This is a genomic window from Paraburkholderia sp. JPY465, assembly GCF_050436725.1.
Classification (GTDB): Bacteria; Pseudomonadota; Gammaproteobacteria; order Burkholderiales; family Burkholderiaceae; genus Paraburkholderia; species Paraburkholderia youngii.
In genome coordinates this window covers 1,442,789-1,459,412 of sequence record NZ_JBNDMT010000002.1, presented here as the reverse complement: position 1 = coordinate 1,459,412, position 16,624 = coordinate 1,442,789, and the positions used below count along the sequence as shown (strand labels likewise).

Sequence of the window (16,624 nt, the reverse complement as noted above, 5' to 3'; positions counted from 1 at the left end):
ATTTACAACTATGTGGCAAAACCAACGGTCGATAATCTGCGGGATTGACTATCGTCACAAACGCTTGCGAGGCGGCGCGGACTACTTCACGCGGGCGCAAGACCTTGATCCACAGATATGGCTCAAAACGATGACCTTGCACCCGGCAATCGCGCTCGGCGGGACCGGGGTAATTCCAGTGACGTTCGGCTTAGCCGAAAAGCAGAATCTCCTCGTGTTCGTCGCAATGGAAAACGGACACTGGCGGATAACCAAGGTAGAGGACACAACCGGCTACCAAGGATTCCACCGGTATGACCCGATGGACTAGGCAGTACATCCCTGACCTGCCCGCTCGCTCTCGAGCGGGCTTTTTCCGTCGGTCGCAACCATCGCCAGTCCTTTAAGAGAACCGCCGACTATCGGCACGATTAATTATGCAATCGTTGATATACCAGGGAAAACCCTCGTCTTTGGTACAATGCTAGCGTTAACCCTAGGTTCTGGCGCACGACGCGCCTACCCGGGAGCCTCAGACACGGAGTGCCAAATGAATTTCCACACAAGAAAATGGGTCAAGCCCGAAGACCTGAATCCCAACGGGACGTTGTTCGGCGGCAGCCTGCTGCGCTGGATCGACGAAGAAGCCGCGATCTACGCGATCTCTCAGCTGGACAACCAGCGTGTGGTGACGAAGTTCATGTCAGAGATCAACTTCGTCAGCTCGGCGCGCCAGGGCGACATCATCGAACTGGGCATGACCGCGACGCATTTCGGCCGCACGTCGATCACGCTGCGCTGCGAAGTGCGCAACAAGATCACTCGCAAGAGCATTCTGACGGTCGAGAAAATGGTGTTCGTCAATCTCGACGAAAACGGCGACCCGGCGCCGCACGGCCGCACGCGTATCCGTTACGCGGACGAGCAGTTCGCTCACTATCGCGCGAACTCCAAGCCGGTGCCGCAACCGGCATCAGTCGCGACGGTGGAGGAAGATCGGGTCGCGGCGCGCAGCGAGGTCGAGAGCCTGCACTGAGCGGGCTGTAGTAAGGCCCGCGGGTTGGTCGGGCGGCGGTTGACTTCCACGCGGGGCGCCCATCGAGGGCGCCCCGCTGTGCTTTGGAGCGCGTATTACTGCGGAGACGACGCCGGCGCCGCAGGCGCAGCCGGCATTGCACCCGCGCCACTGTCCCCCGGATCGGCGTAGTTCGGCAGATCCGCGCCAGGCGCTTTGGTCGCGCCGCCGGAAGCCCCATTGGGCGCCGGCGCGGACTCACCCGGATCGTTGTAGTTCGGCAGCGCGCCCGGCGCGCCCTTGGCCGCGCCACCCTCTCCTGAGGCCCCATTCGGCGTCTCGCCCACATCGCCCGGATCGGAGTAATTCGGCACGCCGCCCGCCGGCGCGCCTGCTGCGGGGGCAGCAGCCGGACCGGTATCGCCGTGATCGTCGTACTCCGGCAGCGGCGCCGGGTTATTGCCCGTGCCGCGCAGACGCGCGAGGCGCTGCTGCACATAGGCATCACGCACGAACGAGTATTTGTCGAGCGCAGCCTGCTCCAGAAGGCTGGTCGCGCCGAGCAGATCCGACCGCGTGCTGACGAACTGCAGCACGTACAGCGGATTGCGGGTCGCCGGTTCGACATAGTTCAGCGGATTGAACTTCACATCGACGACGAGCCCCATGCTGTCGCGCACCGTGCTCGGCCCGAACAGCGGCAGCACCAGATACGGACCCGACGGAATGCCCCAATGCCCGAGCGTCAGACCGAAGTCCTGATGATGCTTGGGCAGGCCGGCCGGCGTCGCCCAGTCGAGCAGGCCGCCGATACCAAACACCGAGTTGAACGCGAACCGCATGATGTCTTCGGTCGCGTCGGTGATCTTCAGTTGCAGCAGCGCGTTCGCGGCGTTGGTGAGATCGCCGAGGTTCGAGAAGAAATTGCTGACGGCGGTGCGCAGCGGCTGCGGCGTCACCTTCTGATAGCCCTTCGCGACCGGCACCGCGATATAGCGATCGACTCCGTCGTTGAAAGTGAAGATCGCCCGGTTCACTGGCTCGAACGGATCGCCCGGCTTGCGATCCGGGGCGGTCGCGCAGCCCGAAATGAGACCCGCGGCGGTGAGCGCCAGCGCGGTGTTACGCAGCTTCATGCTTATATTCCTTTTTGCTTCCCGCGACGTTGACGCGGCTTGCCCATCAGCACCGGCTGGAAAACCACCGCGCCGATCAGCGTGCAGAACAACGAAAGCGCGAGCAGCCTCCCCATGCTGGACGTGCCCGGATGGTGCGACAGCCACAGGCTACCAAACGCGGTGGCCGTTGTGGCGGCGCTGAACAGCACCGCATGCGTGAGGCTCGACTGCAACAGGCCGGTCTGGCCGTGGCGCCACGCCATCACGAAGTAGATCTTGAACGCGACACCGACGCCGAGCATCAGCGGCAGCGCGATGATGTTCGCGAAGTTCAGCGGCATCCCGAACACCACACACAGCTCGAGCGTGACCAACGCGGAGACCAGCAGCGGCACCAGCGTGCGCAGCACGTCGCCGATCCGGCGCAGCGCGATCCACAGCAGCACGGCGATGGACAGCAGCGCATAGACGGCCGCCTGCAGGAACGCCTTGATGATCGTGTTGGCCGAATGGATGATCGAGATCGGTCCGCCGATCGCGCCCGGCTCGGCCTGCTTCACCGCGCGCGCGAAGCGGGCGAGCATCTGGTCGTCGTTCGGGTCGACGCCGGGCGGCACCTTCGGCGCGATATCGACGAGCGAGTGGCCGCCCTTGCCGATCCACATCGCGGTGATGCCTGGCGGCAGCGTCTCCTGAGTAATTTCGGTCGGCTGCAGAAGGTTCTCCAGCTGCTTCAACGCGATGCGCAGCGTGTCGGACATCGCGACTTCGGCGCGGTCGCGCGTGGCGGCGTCGGCGGCCGCGAGCTTTTGCAAGGTCGTCGACAGATGCTGTGCCTCCGCCGCGCCCGGGCCCGGGTGGTCCTCGGCGGCGAGCGACAACTGATTGGCCGCGCGCTTCAAGGCGGCGACGCGCACCGCGTCGGTGGCTTGCGGCGCAGGCTGCTGTTGCAGCGCCGGCAGCAGTTGCTGCGCGGCGCTTGCGATCAACATCATCTTCTGCTGCTGCTCGGCCGGCACGAAGGTGCTCAGCGTGTTGACGCGGCCCACTTCCGGCAGCTTGCGCAGCCGCTCGGCCATCGCGTCGGCGTCGGCAAGCGACGGCGCCAGCGCCTGCACGTTGTTGACCGCGGCTTCAGGTGAATCCTTCAAAGACAGCAATGTCGCCATCGACTCCGTATGCGGGTCCTTCAGATGCAGCGGATTGAAGTCGAAACGCAGGTGCGCGAGCAGCGGCGTCGCGCCGATCACGACGATCAGCGTGCCGATCAGCACCGGCTTGCGATTGCGATCGAGGAAGTCGTCGACGGGTTCGAGCTGCTTGAAACCCGGCGATGCGACTTCCCCCGGCGGATTGAAGATCTTCAGCAGCGCCGGCAGCAGCGTCATGTTGGTGAAGTACGCGACGAACATGCCGACGCCCGCGATCTGACCAAGCTCCGACACGCCGCGATACGCGGTCGGCAGGAACGAGAAGAAGCTCAGCGCCACTGCCACGGCCGCGAGCGTGAGCGGCACGCCGATGCTGTGCGCGGTGTGCATCAGCGCGGCCGATAGCCGGTCGTCGCGGTTGCGCTCCTCGCGATACTTGACGCCGAACTGCACGCCGAAATCGACGCCGAGCCCGACGAACAGCACCATGAACGCGACCGAAATCATGTTCAGCGCGCCGACCATCAACAGGCCGAGCGCGGCCGTGATCGCGAGGCCGACGAACAGCGTGATGAACACGGCCGCGATCATGCGGCCCGAGCGCAGCGCGAGCCACAGAATGATCAGCACGACGATGAAAGTGCCGATGCCGTTCAGCACGGCGCCGTCCTGCACCGACGCGAACTCCTCGTCTGCGAGCGGCTGTTCGCCGGTCAGGCGGATCGTCGCGCCGTAGCGCTCCTGAAGATGCAGCGACACCGCGGTCGCGCGAATTGCCCTCGATGCGCTTGCGCCCGGCTCCAGCGCGTCGTAGTTGACGACCGGCTGCACGACCACGAACGAACGCGCCGGATCGGCGGCGGCGCTCTTATCGACGAGCGCGCGCCATGAAAACGCGGCGGGCTGGCCGGCCAGCACGCGATCGAGCGTGTTCGCGCTTTGCGCAAGCAGCCGGCTCATGTCGGAGAGTTTGACCTGGCCCAGTTGCAGCGGCAGCAGCAAGCTCGTGGTCAGCGTGCCGGCGAGACCGGTCAGGCTCGGATCATGCGCAAGCTGATTGACGAGCGGGCGCGACTGTACGAGTTGCGAGGTGGTGGACATCACCTCGTCGGTGGACGGAAACAGCAGGCCGTTGTGTTCGAAGAACGGGCCCCCGGAGGGTTGCGAGACCGACGTGAACTCTTTGGGATCGGCTCTGAGCGCGGCGGTCAGAGCGTTGGCCGCGGCGTCGGCGAATTCGGGCGCGCGCGCCTCGACCACCACCAGCATGGTGCCGCCGCGGTCGGGGAAGGCTGCGTCGATCGCATTCTGGGCTGCCGCCCATTGCTTGTCGGTCTCGACGAGACGGCTGATGTCCGTGTTGATCCTGAAGTTATGCGCGACGTATATGCCGCTCAGGACAGCGAGCACGATCGACAGCGCGATGATCCTGAGCGGATGACGCACCGAGTACGCGACGAGACGGACGATGTATGGCTTCAGCATCTAGGCGGACGTGGCCTTATCACGGGTGTTGTTTTTGACGAAGGTGCATAAGTATACAGAGCCCGGGCAAGCAAGCCCGACTTCGGTAGCAAGTACGACTCCTGACAGCTTCGCCAGGATGGGAACGTAATCCCCGCTATACTGGTCTACCCTCTTTAGCCGCGGGGCTGCTGCCCGCCGGCGCTACTTCTTTCGAGTCATGACAAGCGTATGAAACGATATCTGACTGCTTTTGTGGCTGCGGCCGTGGTATCCACGGCGGCGTTTGCGCAGAGCGCACCCGACGCGGTGGTAAAAAGTGCAGTCCAGGGCACGGTGACTGCAATGAAGGCTGACCCGCAGGCGCGCGGCGGCGACATGGCGAAGATCACCCAGGTCGTCCAGACGCACTTCCTGCCCGCCACCGACTTCCAGCGCACCACGCGTATCGCGGTCGGCAAGCCGTGGGCGACCGCGACGCCGGAACAGCAGAAGCAACTGTACGAGCAGTTTACGCTGCTGCTCACGCGTACCTACGCCGCATCGCTATCGCAATTGCGCGACCAGGAAGTGAAGTTCCAGTTTGCACCGGTCAGCGCGCCCGCCGGCGCGACCGACATCGTCGTGCAATCGCACGTAATCAGCACCGGCGGCGACGATGCGATCGACTACCGGCTCACCAAGGGGCCGTCGGGCTGGAAGATCTACGACATCAACATGATGGGCGCGTGGCTCATCCAGGTGTATCAGACGCAGTTCGCCGATCAGATCGCCAAAGGCGGCATCGACGGGCTGATCAAATTCCTGACCGAGCATAATGCGCGCGGCGCGTAAGCGGGTCGGTCGACAGAAGCGTTAGTCGGTAAAAGAAAAGCGCGGTGGCCTTGATTGGCCACTGCGCTTTTTTCATCCTTCATAGGCGGCGCCCGGCCGCCTCCTGTGGAACGCGTTAGTGCGTCGCCGTCGCGGTCTCCACCTTCTTGCCCTTGCCGGCGCGCGTGATTTCTTCGAGCTTGATCTCGACGTGACGCGAGAACACGTACTCGGCGGGACGCTGCTTGTCGAGCGGGATGTCCTGCGCGAACGCGCCCGTGGTCTTAGGACCGCGCATGCTGACCTTCAGCGCCTTCAGCGGATGCGCAACCGTGTCCATCACGGCCGTCGCTTCGAAACCACAGTGGACCATACAGTCGGCGCACTTCTCGTAGTTGCCGGTGCCGTACTTGTCCCAGTCCGTGGTTTCCATCAGTTCCTTGAAGGTCTTCACGTAGCCTTCGCCGACCAGGTAGCAAGGCTTTTGCCAGCCGAACACGGTACGCGCCGGGTTGCCCCACGGCGTGCATTCGTAGGTCTGGTTGCCCGCGAGGAAGTCGAGGAACATCGCCGACTGGCTGAACGACCAGTTCTTGCCGTTGTTGCCGCGCTTGAAGATTTCGCGGAACAGCTGCTTGGTCTTGTCGCGGTTCAGGAAGTGCTGCTGATCCGGCGCGCGCTCATACGCATAACCCGGCGACACCGTGATGCCGTCGACGCCCATCGGGCCAAGCGTGTCGAAGAACTTCGCCACACGTTCCGGCTGCGCGTCGTTGAACAGCGTGCAGTTGATGTTCACGCGGAAGCCGCGGCGCTTCGCTTCGCGAATTGCGGCGACGGCCTTCTCGTACACGCCTTCCTGCGACACCGAGTGGTCGTGCGCTTCCTTGTCGCCGTCGAGGTGAACCGACCACACGAAGTACGGATTCGGCTCGTAGTCGTCCATCTTCTTTTCCATCAGCAGCGCGTTCGTGCACAGGTATACGAACTTCTTGCGCGCCATGATGCCCTTGACGATCTGCGGCATTTCCTTGTGCAGCAGCGGCTCGCCACCGGCGATCGACACGACCGGCGCGCCGCATTCGTCGACTGCCTGAAGGCATTCTTCGAGCGACAGACGCTGGTTCAGGATCGGATCCGGATAGTCGATCTTGCCGCAGCCATTGCAGGCGAGATTGCAGCGGAACAGCGGCTCCAGCATCAGGGCGAGCGGATAGCGTTTGTTGCCGGAGAGATGCTGGCGCATGATGTATGCGCCGACGCGGACTTTCTGTAGCAGCGGAATAGACAAGGCGTCCTCCTTAAACTTCGCGTGCAGCGAGTGGTTGCATCAGTTTCGATGGCAACTTGAATTCGACTTTTTCTTCACGGCCCGCCATCGTCGTGACATCGACGGGCCCCAATGCGCGCAGCGCATCGATTACGTTTTCGACCATTTCTTCGGGTGCCGACGCGCCGGCCGTGATGCCGACCGTGTGCACGTTAGCGAACCATTCCGGCTTCACTTCGGAGCCGTCGGCGACGAGGTAGCTCGCCACGCCACTCTCACTGCCGATTTCGCGCAACCGGTTCGAGTTCGAGCTGTTGGTTGCGCCGACCACCAGCAGCACGTCGACCTGTTTGCTCAGCTCGCGCACTGCAGCCTGGCGGTTCTGCGTTGCATAGCAGATGTCGCGCGTGTCGGGACCGACGATGTCGCTAAAGCGGCGCAGCAGCGCGTCGATGATGCCGCGCGTGTCGTCGACCGACAGCGTGGTTTGCGTCACGTAGGCGAGCGGCGCATCGACCGGCAACTGGAGCTTCGCGACTTCTGCCTCGCTCTGCACCAGCAGCACCGTGCCGGGAATCTGGCCGATCGTGCCTTCCACTTCGGGATGGCCGGCGTGGCCGATCAGGATCAGCGTGCGGCCGGCGGCCACGTACTGGCGACCCTGCACATGCACCTTGGTCACGAGCGGGCAGGTGGCATCGAGCACGTCGAGGCCGCGCGCTTCGGCATCGCGTTCGACAGTTTGCGCAACCCCATGCGCGCTGAATATCGCGACGGCACCTTGCGGCACTTCATCGAGCTCCTCGACGAAACGCGCGCCCTTCTGGCGCAGATTGTCGACCACATGACGGTTATGGACAATCTCGTGACGGACATACACGGGAGCGCCGTGTTGCTGTAACGCACGATCGACGATTTCGATCGCGCGGACAACGCCCGCACAAAAGCCGCGCGGCTGGGCAAGGATGACTCGCATAAGTTGGCGAACTCCGACTAACGCGGGTTTCGAAGAAGTCGTGAAACTGACTTTATCGCCGCGCTCATCTTGATTAGTTGACGTCTTGAGCCCCGGCGACCGGCCGGTACAGCAAAACCAAACGCGCATTCTAACGCTATCGGGGCCGCTTTGCTTTCTGGTGCGGCCCGTGTGTTGGGCGCTTGCCGCATCTGCCGGGCCTTGCGGAGGACCGGGGCTACGAGCGTTACCACGATGTAAGGAGCCAGCGCCAGATCGCCTCGTAACGCGCCCGGCCATGACCGCACACTGCACCGTCACGGCGGAACCCTTAAACTACCGATCCTTGCTGCGCGGACATCGCGCTGTATTACAGAATGGTTTCGAGGCTCGCTGGATGGACGTCGATCAACACGAAAACTTTCCGATCGCGAGCGTGTTGCTGCCGAAGGCGCTACGCGCGCCTGTCGGTATTATCTATCAGGTCGTGCGCACCGCGGCCGATATCTCCGCCGAAGGTCAGTGGAACGCCGCCGAGCGGCACGCCCGTCTGGCCGATTTCCGCGCCGGGCTCGACGCGATCGCGCAACGGCGCGCAGCGCCCGTGCATGCGCTGCTGTTCGGCAAGCTGGCTGGCGTGATCGCGCAATACGAGCTGCCGCTCGAACCGTTCTACGATCTGCTCGACGGCTGCGCACAGGACATCGATACGAATCGCTATGCGGATCGCGCCGCGCTCGTCGACTATTGCCGCCGTTCGGCGCATCCGGTCGGGCATCTGCTGCTGCATCTGGTCGGCGCGGCGACGCCGGACAACCTCGCCGACGCCGACGCGATCTGCACGGCCTCGCAGCTGATCAGCTTCTGGCTCGACGTCGCTGCGGATTGGCAACGACAGCACGTATACCTGCCGCAAGCCGATCTGCTGCGCTTCGGCGTGACCGAGGCGCAGATTGCCGAGGGGGTCGTCGATGACGCGTGGCGCGCGCTGATGGCGCACGAAATCGCGTTCGTGCGTGCCACGCTGATCAGCGGCGCGCCGCTCGCGCTGCGCACGCCGGGGCGGCTCGGCATCGAGCTGAGCGGCGCGGTGCATGCCGGACTGCGGTATCTCGAGCGCATCGAACGCGCGGACTACGATGTGTTCCGCAAGCGCCTGGTGCTCAATCTGTTCGACTGGTGCGTGGTGGCGGCACGCACCCTGACAATGCAACTATCCAGACGCGTCGGCATGGCGGCGCGCTCAATCGAGGGAAATGCTTAATGGCGGCGGTCCTGTTCATTCTTTCGTGTGTTTCCCTGCTGATCTGGTGCGTGCTGCTGTTCGCGCGCGGCGGCTTCTGGCGCGCGCGTCCCGCCGCGCCGCTGACCATCGCGGCGCGCGAAGCATGGCCGGCCGTCGCGGCCGTCGTACCGGCGCGCAATGAAGTCGACGTGATCGCCGAGGCGGTGACGTCGCTGCTCAAGCAGGACTATCCGGGCGCGTTCCACGTGATCGTCGTCGACGATCACAGCACCGACGGCACCGCCGACGCCGCGCGGGCCGCCGCGCTGCAGCTGCAATGTCCGGAGCGCCTCACCGTGCTGGGCGCGAAGCCGTTGCCGCCGGGCTGGTCCGGCAAGGTGTGGGCGCAGTCGCAGGGCATCGAGGCGGTGCGCACGCTCGATTTGCCAGCCGAGTTCCTGCTGCTGACCGATGCCGACATCGGCCATCCCGCCGACGCGTTGACGCAGCTCGTCGCGCGCGCGGATGCCGAAAAGCGCGACCTCGTCTCGCTGATGGTCAGGCTACGCTGCGATTCGTTCTGGGAAAAGGCGCTGATTCCGGCCTTCGTATTCTTCTTCGCGAAGCTGTATCCGTTCGCGTGGGTCAACAATCCGCGCAACCGTACCGCGGCCGCGGCGGGCGGCTGCATGCTGGTGCGCCGCGCGGCGCTCGAGGAGGCGGGCGGCATCGAGTCGATCCGCGCCGAGCTGATCGACGATTGCAGTCTCGCGGCGCGCATCAAGCATCGCGGCAGCGGGCGTCATCCGATCCGCCTCGACGTGGCGGCGAAGAGCGTGTCGCTGCGTCCGTACGATAGCTGGCGCGACATCTGGAACATGATCGCCCGTACCGCGTTCACGCAGTTGCGCTACTCGCCGCTGCTGCTCGCGGGCACGCTCGTCGGTATGGCGATCATCTATCTGTTGCCGCCGGTCGCGGCGTTGATTCTCGGGCCGCTCGGCTGGCCGGCCTGGATCGCGTGGGCCGCGATGTGCTGCGCGTATGCGCCGATGCTCGTCTATTACCGGCGCGCGCCACTGTGGGCGCCGTTTCTGCCGCTCGTGGCACTGTTCTATGTCGGCGCAACGTTCGCATCTGCGGTGCGTTACTGGCGTGGCAAGGGTGGACAGTGGAAGGCGCGCGTGCAGGCGCCGGTGCAGGAGAGGTGAATTCGTTTGGCGATGGCCAATGATGCTGCCGGCAGAATGCAGACGAAAAAAAGCGGCTCCTGGCCGCTTTTTTTTCGTCACGCGCTGCTCATCACGCGTTCGTCAGCATCATGTACATCTGGATCACGACGTCCGGCGAGAACGTGAACGGCACCCAGCCGTGGCCGGTGTGGCGCATCACGAGCAAACGGTCGCCGCTCGACTGCTTCTGCACGGCCATCATCGGATTCTTCGTCGACACGAATTGCCAGCCCGGCGGGATGCCCTGCGGCTGCTCCGGCGTCATCGACGCGCGCGCGTTCGACAGTTCCTCGATCAGCCGGCTGATCTGCTCCGGGCGCAGCGCGACGGTCTGGTTGCCGATCGTCATCGTGATTTCGTCACGGGCGGGGCGGTTGATCTCGAGCGTCGGCTGCAATTGCGGGGCGGCCGGCTTATCGATCGCTGCGGCGGTTGCTGCGGGGCTCGCGGGCTGTTCCGCTGCCGCTTCCGCCGCTATGTCGTGCGCGGCGTGCTCCGCCGCCGCGGGCGATGCCGCCGCGTCAGCGTTTGTCTGGGGAGTGTTCTCGGCCTGCGTGGCCACGACAGCCTGAATGAGCTGATCGACGCCCGTTTCCAGCGCGCCGAGCTGTTCGTGAAGATTCATGCGAGGTTTCTCAGGTAGGACCCGCGATTTTACCTGCTGCGCGCGGGCTTGGACCCGTCGCCGGCGCGGGACTTGTAACAAATTGCTTACGGCTGTCGCTTACCGCTTCAGATACCCCGCCTGCCGGAACCATTCGAGCGCATCGGCGAGACCCTCGCGATATGGCCGCGCGCGATACCCCAGTTCACGTTCCGCCTTCGCCGACGTGAAATACATCTTGTTCTTCGACATCTTCAGTCCGTCGACGGTGACGAACGGTTCGCGCTTCGTGAACTTGGCGACCGCTTCCGCGCCCATCGCGAGCGGATACAAAGGCCAGCGCGGCAGGCTCAGTGTCGGTGCCTTGCGACCGGTCAACGCCGCGATGTCGGCCAGCATCTGCTGCAGCGGCAGATTTTCGCCGCCGAGAATATAGCGCTCGCCGATCTTCCCGCGTTCGAGCGCAAGGAAGTGGCCGGCGGCGACATCGTCGACGTGCACGAGGTTCAGGCCCGTATCGACGAATGCGGGAATCTTGCCGAGCGCCGCCTCCAGAATGATGCGGCCGGTCGGCGTCGGCTTTACGTCGCGCGGGCCGATCGGCGTGGACGGATTGACGATCACCGCGGGCAGACCGTCCTCGGCGATCATGCGCTCGACAGCGCGCTCGGCGAGCACCTTGCTGCGCTTGTAGACGCCGATCGCCTGATCGGCGCGCAGCGGCGAGGTTTCGTCGGCGGACTGGCCGGAGCTCGTCACCTTCAGCGTCGCAACGCTGCTCGTGTATACGATGCGCTCGACGCCTTCCTTCAACGCCGCGCGCATCGTCGCCTCGGTGCCTTCGAGGTTCGCGCGTTCGATCTCGCCGGGGTCCGGTGCCCACAGCCGATAATCGGCGGCCACGTGCAGCAGATAGCGCACGCCGCGCAGCGCGTTGCGCATCGATGCTTCGTCGCGCATGTCGCCGACGACGATTTCCGCATCGAGCGATTCGACGTTCTTGCGCGGACTCGTCGCGCGCACCAACACGCGTACACGAAAGCCCTTGCTTTGCGCGATGCGCGCCACCGACGAGCCGACGAAGCCGGATGCGCCGGTCACGAGCACGAGATCGCGATTCTGTTCGGTCATTCTGTTTCCATTTCCTGCGTGACGGTCGACGGATTGTACGTGGCGCGCGCGATGGATGGGTGTTGTCGAGCACGCTCGCCGGGACGCGACTAGAATGCCGGCTTGAAAGACTGTCAGGCATTAAAAGGAGGTAGCGGCATGGCCCCGGATCTGGATGAGCGGATCGAAACGTATTACGCGCGGGTGCGCGGCACCGTGCAGGGCGTTGGCTTTCGCCTGGCGACGGTGCGCCAGGCGCACGCCCTTGGCATCAAGGGATGGGTCGCGAATCTCGACGACGGTTCGGTCGAAGCGATGTTGCAGGGACCGGCCAATCAGATCGACCGGATGCTGTCGTGGCTGCGTCACGGACCGCCGGCGGCGCGTGTGACCGAGGTGAGCGGCGAGGAGCGCGCGACCGACAAGCGGTACGAGCGCTTCGAGCAGCATTGAGTTCGAGCTACGCGGGTTAAAAAAAAGCGGCGCGCCGTCCAGAGGAGGGCGCGCCGCTTTTTCGTTGATGGCCTTTATCGGCGGTGATTCGCCGCGAGGTCAGCGCTTAGCGCGCCACCAGCAAACTCTCCGCGAATCCCCACTCATCCTCGATCCATTGATGGCTGCACACGAATCCGGCGTCATCGGCAATCGCGGGCAATTCTTCCGCGCGATACTTGTGGCTGCTTTCGGTCCAGATCGTCTCACCTTCCTTCAGCGACACCGTCAGCTTTGCGGCGCGCACGTGAGCGGTGATATCGCGCTTTGCGCGCAGATGCATCTCGATGCTGCGCGCGTCCGGATTGAAGCGCGCCACGTGCTCGAACTCATCGAGCGGAAAGTCGCCGTCGAGTTCGCGGTTGATGCGCGCGAGCAGGTTCAGATTGAACGACGCGGTCACGCCGACCGCGTCGTCGTACGCGGCGATCAGCACGGGGGTCGGTTTGATCAGATCGGTGCCGAGCAGCAGCGCGTCGCCGGGCGCGAGCATGTTGCGGATGTCTCGCAGAAAACGCGTTGCCGCGAGCCGGCCGAAGTTGCCGATCGTGCTGCCGAGAAACAGCACGAGCAAGCGGTCGCCGGGTGCGCGCTGCCGGCTCACCTCGGCGAGACCGGCCAGATAGTCACGCTCATAACCGACGATCGAAATCCGCTCGATGTCGCCGAGTTCGCGCCGGCACAACTGCAAAGCACTGCGCGATATTTCAATCGGGCAGTAAGAAGTGGGGCGCTTTTTACACAGCGCCTCGAGAATGCGCCGCGTTTTGCGGCCGCTGCCGCTGCCGAGTTCGGCGACCGTCACGTCATGCGGCAAATGCTCGACGATATCGGCCGCGTGCTTCGTCAGCAGCCGCTCTTCGGCGCGCGTGACGCCGTATTCGGGCAATACGGTAATCACTTCAAAAAGTGCGGAGCCGACTTCGTCGTACAGATACTTCGACGGCAGCTCTTTTTGCGGCGTGTGGGTGAGGCCGGCGTATACGTCGGCGGCGAAGGCGCGGCGCAGTTCGGAAGGCGAGTTGCTAAGCGATAGGGCTGGCTGGGTCATGCTGGCTCCAGTAGTCACATTCGATGAGCGGGATTGCTGCCGGGTGGTGGCATGCGCGATGAAAAGCGGTTGACGCGTGCCGTGGGCGAGATGCGCGGACGTCGGTTGATGACGGGCTCCGAGACTACGCTCGGAGTTGCATTCGCCGACCCGGCTCGTGGGTGCTGCTCGTTTCGTGCCACTGTGGCTGTCGTTGTCGCGGGCGACGGGGCCACAGCGTGCAAAACCTGGTAGCAAGATTCGCGCACGACGATGACGAACCGGAAATGAGTTCGCCGGCCGCGCACATGAAGTTATGTTCTAGTGCATTGACGGGCAATGCGCACGACTAATTGCAGCCGATTGACGAAAAAGCGCAGGCCCGTCGGCGACCAACCCGTCTAGAATGCCCGTTTTCTGAGTTTTTTGCAGCGCCGCTTCAGAACAACAATGCAGGGCCGGCCGCTTTGCACCCATGCCCGCCTGCTCACGAGACATCATATTCATGACGACAACGAACGCCGCGAGCCTGCGTCGCGCGCCACAACGCCAAGCGTCACACCGATTCCGGACCGCGCAATGAACCACAACGACTTCAGGCGCGGGATCGCATTGTCGGTCGGGGCGTCGGCGATGTTCGCGCTGCTGTCCGCTTACGCGACGCTGCTGAAACCGCTTTCGGGCCTCGACATCTTCGCATGGCGCATCGTATGGACCGTGCCCGGCGCGGTCCTGCTCGTCGCGGTGCGCAAGCGTCTGCCGATTCTGCGCGCGCTCGTTGTCCGAATGATGAAGCAGCCGAAGCTCGGGATCGCGATGAGCGTGGCCGCGGGCTTGCTCGGCGTGCAGCTATGGCTGTTTCTGTGGGCGCCGCTGCATGGGCGCATGCTCGAAGTGTCGCTCGGTTATTTCCTGCTGCCGCTCGTGATGGTGCTGGTCGGGCGCTTCCACTATCACGAGCGGCTCGACGCGTTGCAGTGGCTCGCGGTCGCCTGCGCTGCGGTTGGCGTCGCGCACGAGCTGTGGGTGACCGGCGCGTTTTCGTGGCCGACGCTCGTCGTCGCGCTCGGCTATCCGCCTTATTTCATGCTGCGCCGCCAGATCAATCAGGATTCGCTCGCGATGTTCACCGTCGAAATGACCTTGCTGCTGCCGGTGGCGATCGTGTCCATTCTTGTCGGCGGTTCGCTGCAAGCGATCGCCGGACGCGCGGAAATGTGGTTTCTGCTGTTACCGGGCCTCGGCGCGTTGAGCACGCTCGCGCTCGCTTCGTATCTGAAGGCGAGCCGCCTGTTGCCGGTCGCGTTGTTCGGCATCCTCGGCTACGTCGAGCCGGTGCTGCTCGTGTTCGTATCGATCACGCTGCTGCGCGAAACGCTGAGCGTCGCGCAACTCGCGACCTATGTGCCGATCTGGATCGCCGTTGCGCTGACCGCACTGCACAGCGTGCGCTTCGTTCGGTTTGCGTCGAGCTGAACGGCGACGCGCGCTCAGCGATGCGCTTCGGTCCGCTGTGGATTGATGCGAGTCGGGCCTACCTGCGCCTCGATCGCGTCGCGCATTTCGGGGCGCCAGCCGACCCCGAACAGCGCTTCGGCGAGCACGAATAGCGGGCCGATCAACAGGCCGATCACGTCGTCGACGAAGGCCGGCTTGCGATGTTCGTACGCGACGTGACCGACGAATTGGAACACCCAGCCGATCACGAAGAGTCCAATGCCGGTCGCGAGCCACACGAGCGTCGTTTGGGCGGCCAACCACTCGCCGAACCTCAGGCAGAGCGCCGAGATGCACGCCATCAGCACGCCGAGCGGCACGTCGAGCGCGAGGTAATAGACGGTCGCCGCGACGAACAACAGCCGCGCTGGCGACATCGTGACCGGGAACATCCCGGCACCGAACGACGGGCGGCTCAGCAACACCGCGAGCGCGAGCACGATCATCGGAAATCGAATGCCGACGAAGTGCGTGGCGATATTGCGCCGGTCGCGATGGTAGGCCGCGTATTGCGTCAGTTGCTGCGTCAGCGTTCTCATGAGTGCCGCTCCTGTGTCAACGTCAGCATAATCGCGCGGAGCGGATTTTCAAACCATAGGGTAGCCGACGATCAGCGACGATCGCCCTCTGATGCTGTGCATGGTTCGTACTGTGCTCGTCGAGCGCGTTTAACGCGCGCTCGGGTGACCGGCGCGACGTTTCAATGGGCCGATCGTCGCGGCGGGCAACGAGGTGAGCAGCATGTGCAGCGTGAAGTCGAGATCTTCGCGCGCGATGCCGAGTTGCACGCGGACTTCTCCGCGCACCGGCTCCGTGTTGATGACATAGACGCCGAGCGGCGAATGAAGCAGTGCGCGCAAGTGAGGCTGCGGCAGCGTCACGAGCAGAAGCGAACGCGCCGACGGAAAAGGAATGACGTTGCTGGGTTGAACCTGCTTGCTGGCAGGTTGCGCAGAGAGCGTGTCGAGCGATTGCGTGAGAGCCATGTGATGCGGCGTTCGTGTAACGCGAGGGTGAATTGGAACAATTCGAGAGTAATCGCCCGCGAGTAAAGACGGTGCAAAAATTCGCGCGTCTGTCGACAAAAAGATACGACACGGCATCGCGCGCGGAATAAAAAAAGGCGAGTCACAAGACTCGCCCTCCCTGAACGGCACGGTCCGGCTTCGATCAGCTTCTATTTGAACAGCACCTGCATGGCCGGTCAGCGCCGAAACCGATCACGTGTTATTGCGTTTTGGTCGTGTCGGCTTGTGCGCCGTCGGCTTTCGCCGGGGCAGTGCTGGCCTCTTTCGCACTCTCCGTTTTAGTCTTCGCGGCGCTCGTTTCGACGGCATGCTTGCTCGTGGACTTGTGGACCTTCTTCGTATGGGCGGAAGTCTTTTTCACGTGCTTTTGCGCGGCGGCTTCGGCGGGCGCTTTCGCTGCGGTCGCGCTGTCGTCCGTCGCGCCGGCTTGTACCGCGGTGCTTGCTTTCAGATTCGCGTGGCCGGCAGTCGGCAGCTGCGTGGCTTGCGCGGGTTGTGCGGGTTGTGCGGCGGACGGTGCGGCCGTTTGAGCAAATGCGGTCGACACGAGCAGTGCGGAAGCAACAGCGGCGAAAAGCGTCTTCATGATGTGACTCCTGGTTGAATCGGTGGATTCGTTTGTCGCGGCTGAATCATTTCAG

General features: G+C 63.9%; 17 protein-coding genes. 7 read left to right on the top strand and 10 right to left on the bottom strand.

Going from position 1 to position 16,624, the window contains the following annotated elements; translation table 11 throughout:
• Nucleotides 1-10 precede the first annotated feature (10 nt).
• Both QFZ94_RS08805 and QFZ94_RS08800 read left to right on the top strand, forming a co-directional pair.
• Nucleotides 11-310: a DUF3828 domain-containing protein gene (locus QFZ94_RS08805; protein WP_429456294.1), complete on the top strand. Its 300-nt coding sequence runs from the start codon at nt 11-13 to the stop codon at nt 308-310.
• A gap of 219 nt (nt 311-529) precedes the next feature.
• On the top strand, nt 530-1,015 hold the full coding sequence (locus QFZ94_RS08800; RefSeq protein ID WP_368583443.1) for an acyl-CoA thioesterase: 486 nt from the start codon (nt 530-532) through the stop codon (nt 1,013-1,015).
• A 95-nt stretch (nt 1,016-1,110) separates the two neighbouring features.
• Here QFZ94_RS08800 and QFZ94_RS08795 read toward each other — a convergent pair whose 3' ends face one another.
• Together QFZ94_RS08795 and QFZ94_RS08790 are read right to left on the bottom strand one after the other, a co-directional pair.
• Complete coding sequence (locus QFZ94_RS08795) at nt 1,111-2,130, bottom strand: MlaA family lipoprotein (RefSeq protein WP_368583442.1); 1,020 nt, start codon at nt 2,128-2,130, stop codon at nt 1,111-1,113.
• A 2-nt stretch (nt 2,131-2,132) separates the two neighbouring features.
• The gene (locus QFZ94_RS08790; RefSeq protein ID WP_429456291.1) at nt 2,133-4,748 is read right to left on the bottom strand and encodes an MMPL family transporter; all 2,616 of its coding nucleotides are present in this window, start codon (nt 4,746-4,748) and stop codon (nt 2,133-2,135) included.
• Nucleotides 4,749-4,958: 210 nt separating this feature from the next.
• On the opposite strand from QFZ94_RS08790, the gene QFZ94_RS08785 reads away from it, so the two are divergent.
• Nucleotides 4,959-5,561: an MlaC/ttg2D family ABC transporter substrate-binding protein gene (locus QFZ94_RS08785; protein ID WP_176120875.1), complete on the top strand. Its 603-nt coding sequence runs from the start codon at nt 4,959-4,961 to the stop codon at nt 5,559-5,561.
• A 115-nt stretch (nt 5,562-5,676) separates the two neighbouring features.
• Here the strand turns inward: QFZ94_RS08785 and hpnH are convergent, their stop codons facing one another.
• Both hpnH and ispH read right to left on the bottom strand, forming a co-directional pair.
• Complete coding sequence (gene hpnH / locus QFZ94_RS08780; RefSeq protein WP_013092815.1) at nt 5,677-6,831, bottom strand: adenosyl-hopene transferase HpnH; 1,155 nt, start codon at nt 6,829-6,831, stop codon at nt 5,677-5,679.
• Nucleotides 6,832-6,841: 10 nt separating this feature from the next.
• The gene (gene ispH, locus QFZ94_RS08775; RefSeq protein ID WP_368583440.1) at nt 6,842-7,786 is read right to left on the bottom strand and encodes a 4-hydroxy-3-methylbut-2-enyl diphosphate reductase; all 945 of its coding nucleotides are present in this window, start codon (nt 7,784-7,786) and stop codon (nt 6,842-6,844) included.
• A gap of 376 nt (nt 7,787-8,162) precedes the next feature.
• On the opposite strand from ispH, the gene hpnC reads away from it, so the two are divergent.
• Together hpnC and QFZ94_RS08765 are read left to right on the top strand one after the other, a co-directional pair.
• Entirely contained in the window at nt 8,163-9,029 is an 867-nt protein-coding gene (gene hpnC / locus QFZ94_RS08770) for a squalene synthase HpnC (protein ID WP_429456288.1), read from the top strand.
• On the top strand, nt 9,029-10,201 hold the full coding sequence (locus QFZ94_RS08765) for a glycosyltransferase (RefSeq protein ID WP_368583438.1): 1,173 nt from the start codon (nt 9,029-9,031) through the stop codon (nt 10,199-10,201). Before hpnC ends, QFZ94_RS08765 begins: the two co-directional genes overlap by 1 nt.
• A gap of 91 nt (nt 10,202-10,292) precedes the next feature.
• Here the strand turns inward: QFZ94_RS08765 and QFZ94_RS08760 are convergent, their stop codons facing one another.
• Nucleotides 10,293-10,847 carry a hypothetical protein gene (locus QFZ94_RS08760; RefSeq protein ID WP_429456286.1) on the bottom strand — a complete coding sequence of 185 codons (555 nt, stop codon included), beginning with the start codon at nt 10,845-10,847 and terminating at the stop codon, nt 10,293-10,295.
• A 99-nt stretch (nt 10,848-10,946) separates the two neighbouring features.
• The gene (gene hpnA / locus QFZ94_RS08755) at nt 10,947-11,957 is read right to left on the bottom strand and encodes a hopanoid-associated sugar epimerase (RefSeq protein WP_184057734.1); all 1,011 of its coding nucleotides are present in this window, start codon (nt 11,955-11,957) and stop codon (nt 10,947-10,949) included.
• A 138-nt stretch (nt 11,958-12,095) separates the two neighbouring features.
• On the opposite strand from hpnA, the gene QFZ94_RS08750 reads away from it, so the two are divergent.
• Nucleotides 12,096-12,389 carry an acylphosphatase gene (locus tag QFZ94_RS08750; RefSeq protein ID WP_013092809.1) on the top strand — a complete coding sequence of 98 codons (294 nt, stop codon included), beginning with the start codon at nt 12,096-12,098 and terminating at the stop codon, nt 12,387-12,389.
• 106 nt (nt 12,390-12,495) lie between these two features.
• On the opposite strand, the gene egtD is transcribed toward QFZ94_RS08750, so the two are convergent.
• Nucleotides 12,496-13,479 (bottom strand): L-histidine N(alpha)-methyltransferase, encoded by a 984-nt coding sequence (gene egtD, locus QFZ94_RS08745; protein WP_410848714.1) that lies wholly within the window; start codon nt 13,477-13,479, stop codon nt 12,496-12,498.
• A gap of 558 nt (nt 13,480-14,037) precedes the next feature.
• On the opposite strand from egtD, the gene rarD reads away from it, so the two are divergent.
• Complete coding sequence (gene rarD, locus QFZ94_RS08740; RefSeq protein ID WP_429456283.1) at nt 14,038-14,934, top strand: EamA family transporter RarD; 897 nt, start codon at nt 14,038-14,040, stop codon at nt 14,932-14,934.
• Nucleotides 14,935-14,948: 14 nt separating this feature from the next.
• Here the strand turns inward: rarD and QFZ94_RS08735 are convergent, their stop codons facing one another.
• The 3 genes from QFZ94_RS08735 to QFZ94_RS08725 all read right to left on the bottom strand — a co-directional run bounded on the left by QFZ94_RS08735 (nt 14,949) and on the right by QFZ94_RS08725 (nt 16,569).
• On the bottom strand, nt 14,949-15,494 hold the full coding sequence (locus QFZ94_RS08735; protein ID WP_429456281.1) for a DUF962 domain-containing protein: 546 nt from the start codon (nt 15,492-15,494) through the stop codon (nt 14,949-14,951).
• Nucleotides 15,495-15,623: 129 nt separating this feature from the next.
• Nucleotides 15,624-15,941, bottom strand: a complete 318-nt coding sequence (locus tag QFZ94_RS08730) for a hypothetical protein (protein WP_429456279.1) — start codon at nt 15,939-15,941, stop codon at nt 15,624-15,626.
• A gap of 241 nt (nt 15,942-16,182) precedes the next feature.
• Nucleotides 16,183-16,569 carry a hypothetical protein gene (locus QFZ94_RS08725; RefSeq protein WP_368583431.1) on the bottom strand — a complete coding sequence of 129 codons (387 nt, stop codon included), beginning with the start codon at nt 16,567-16,569 and terminating at the stop codon, nt 16,183-16,185.
• Between the last annotated feature and the right edge of the window lie 55 nt (nt 16,570-16,624).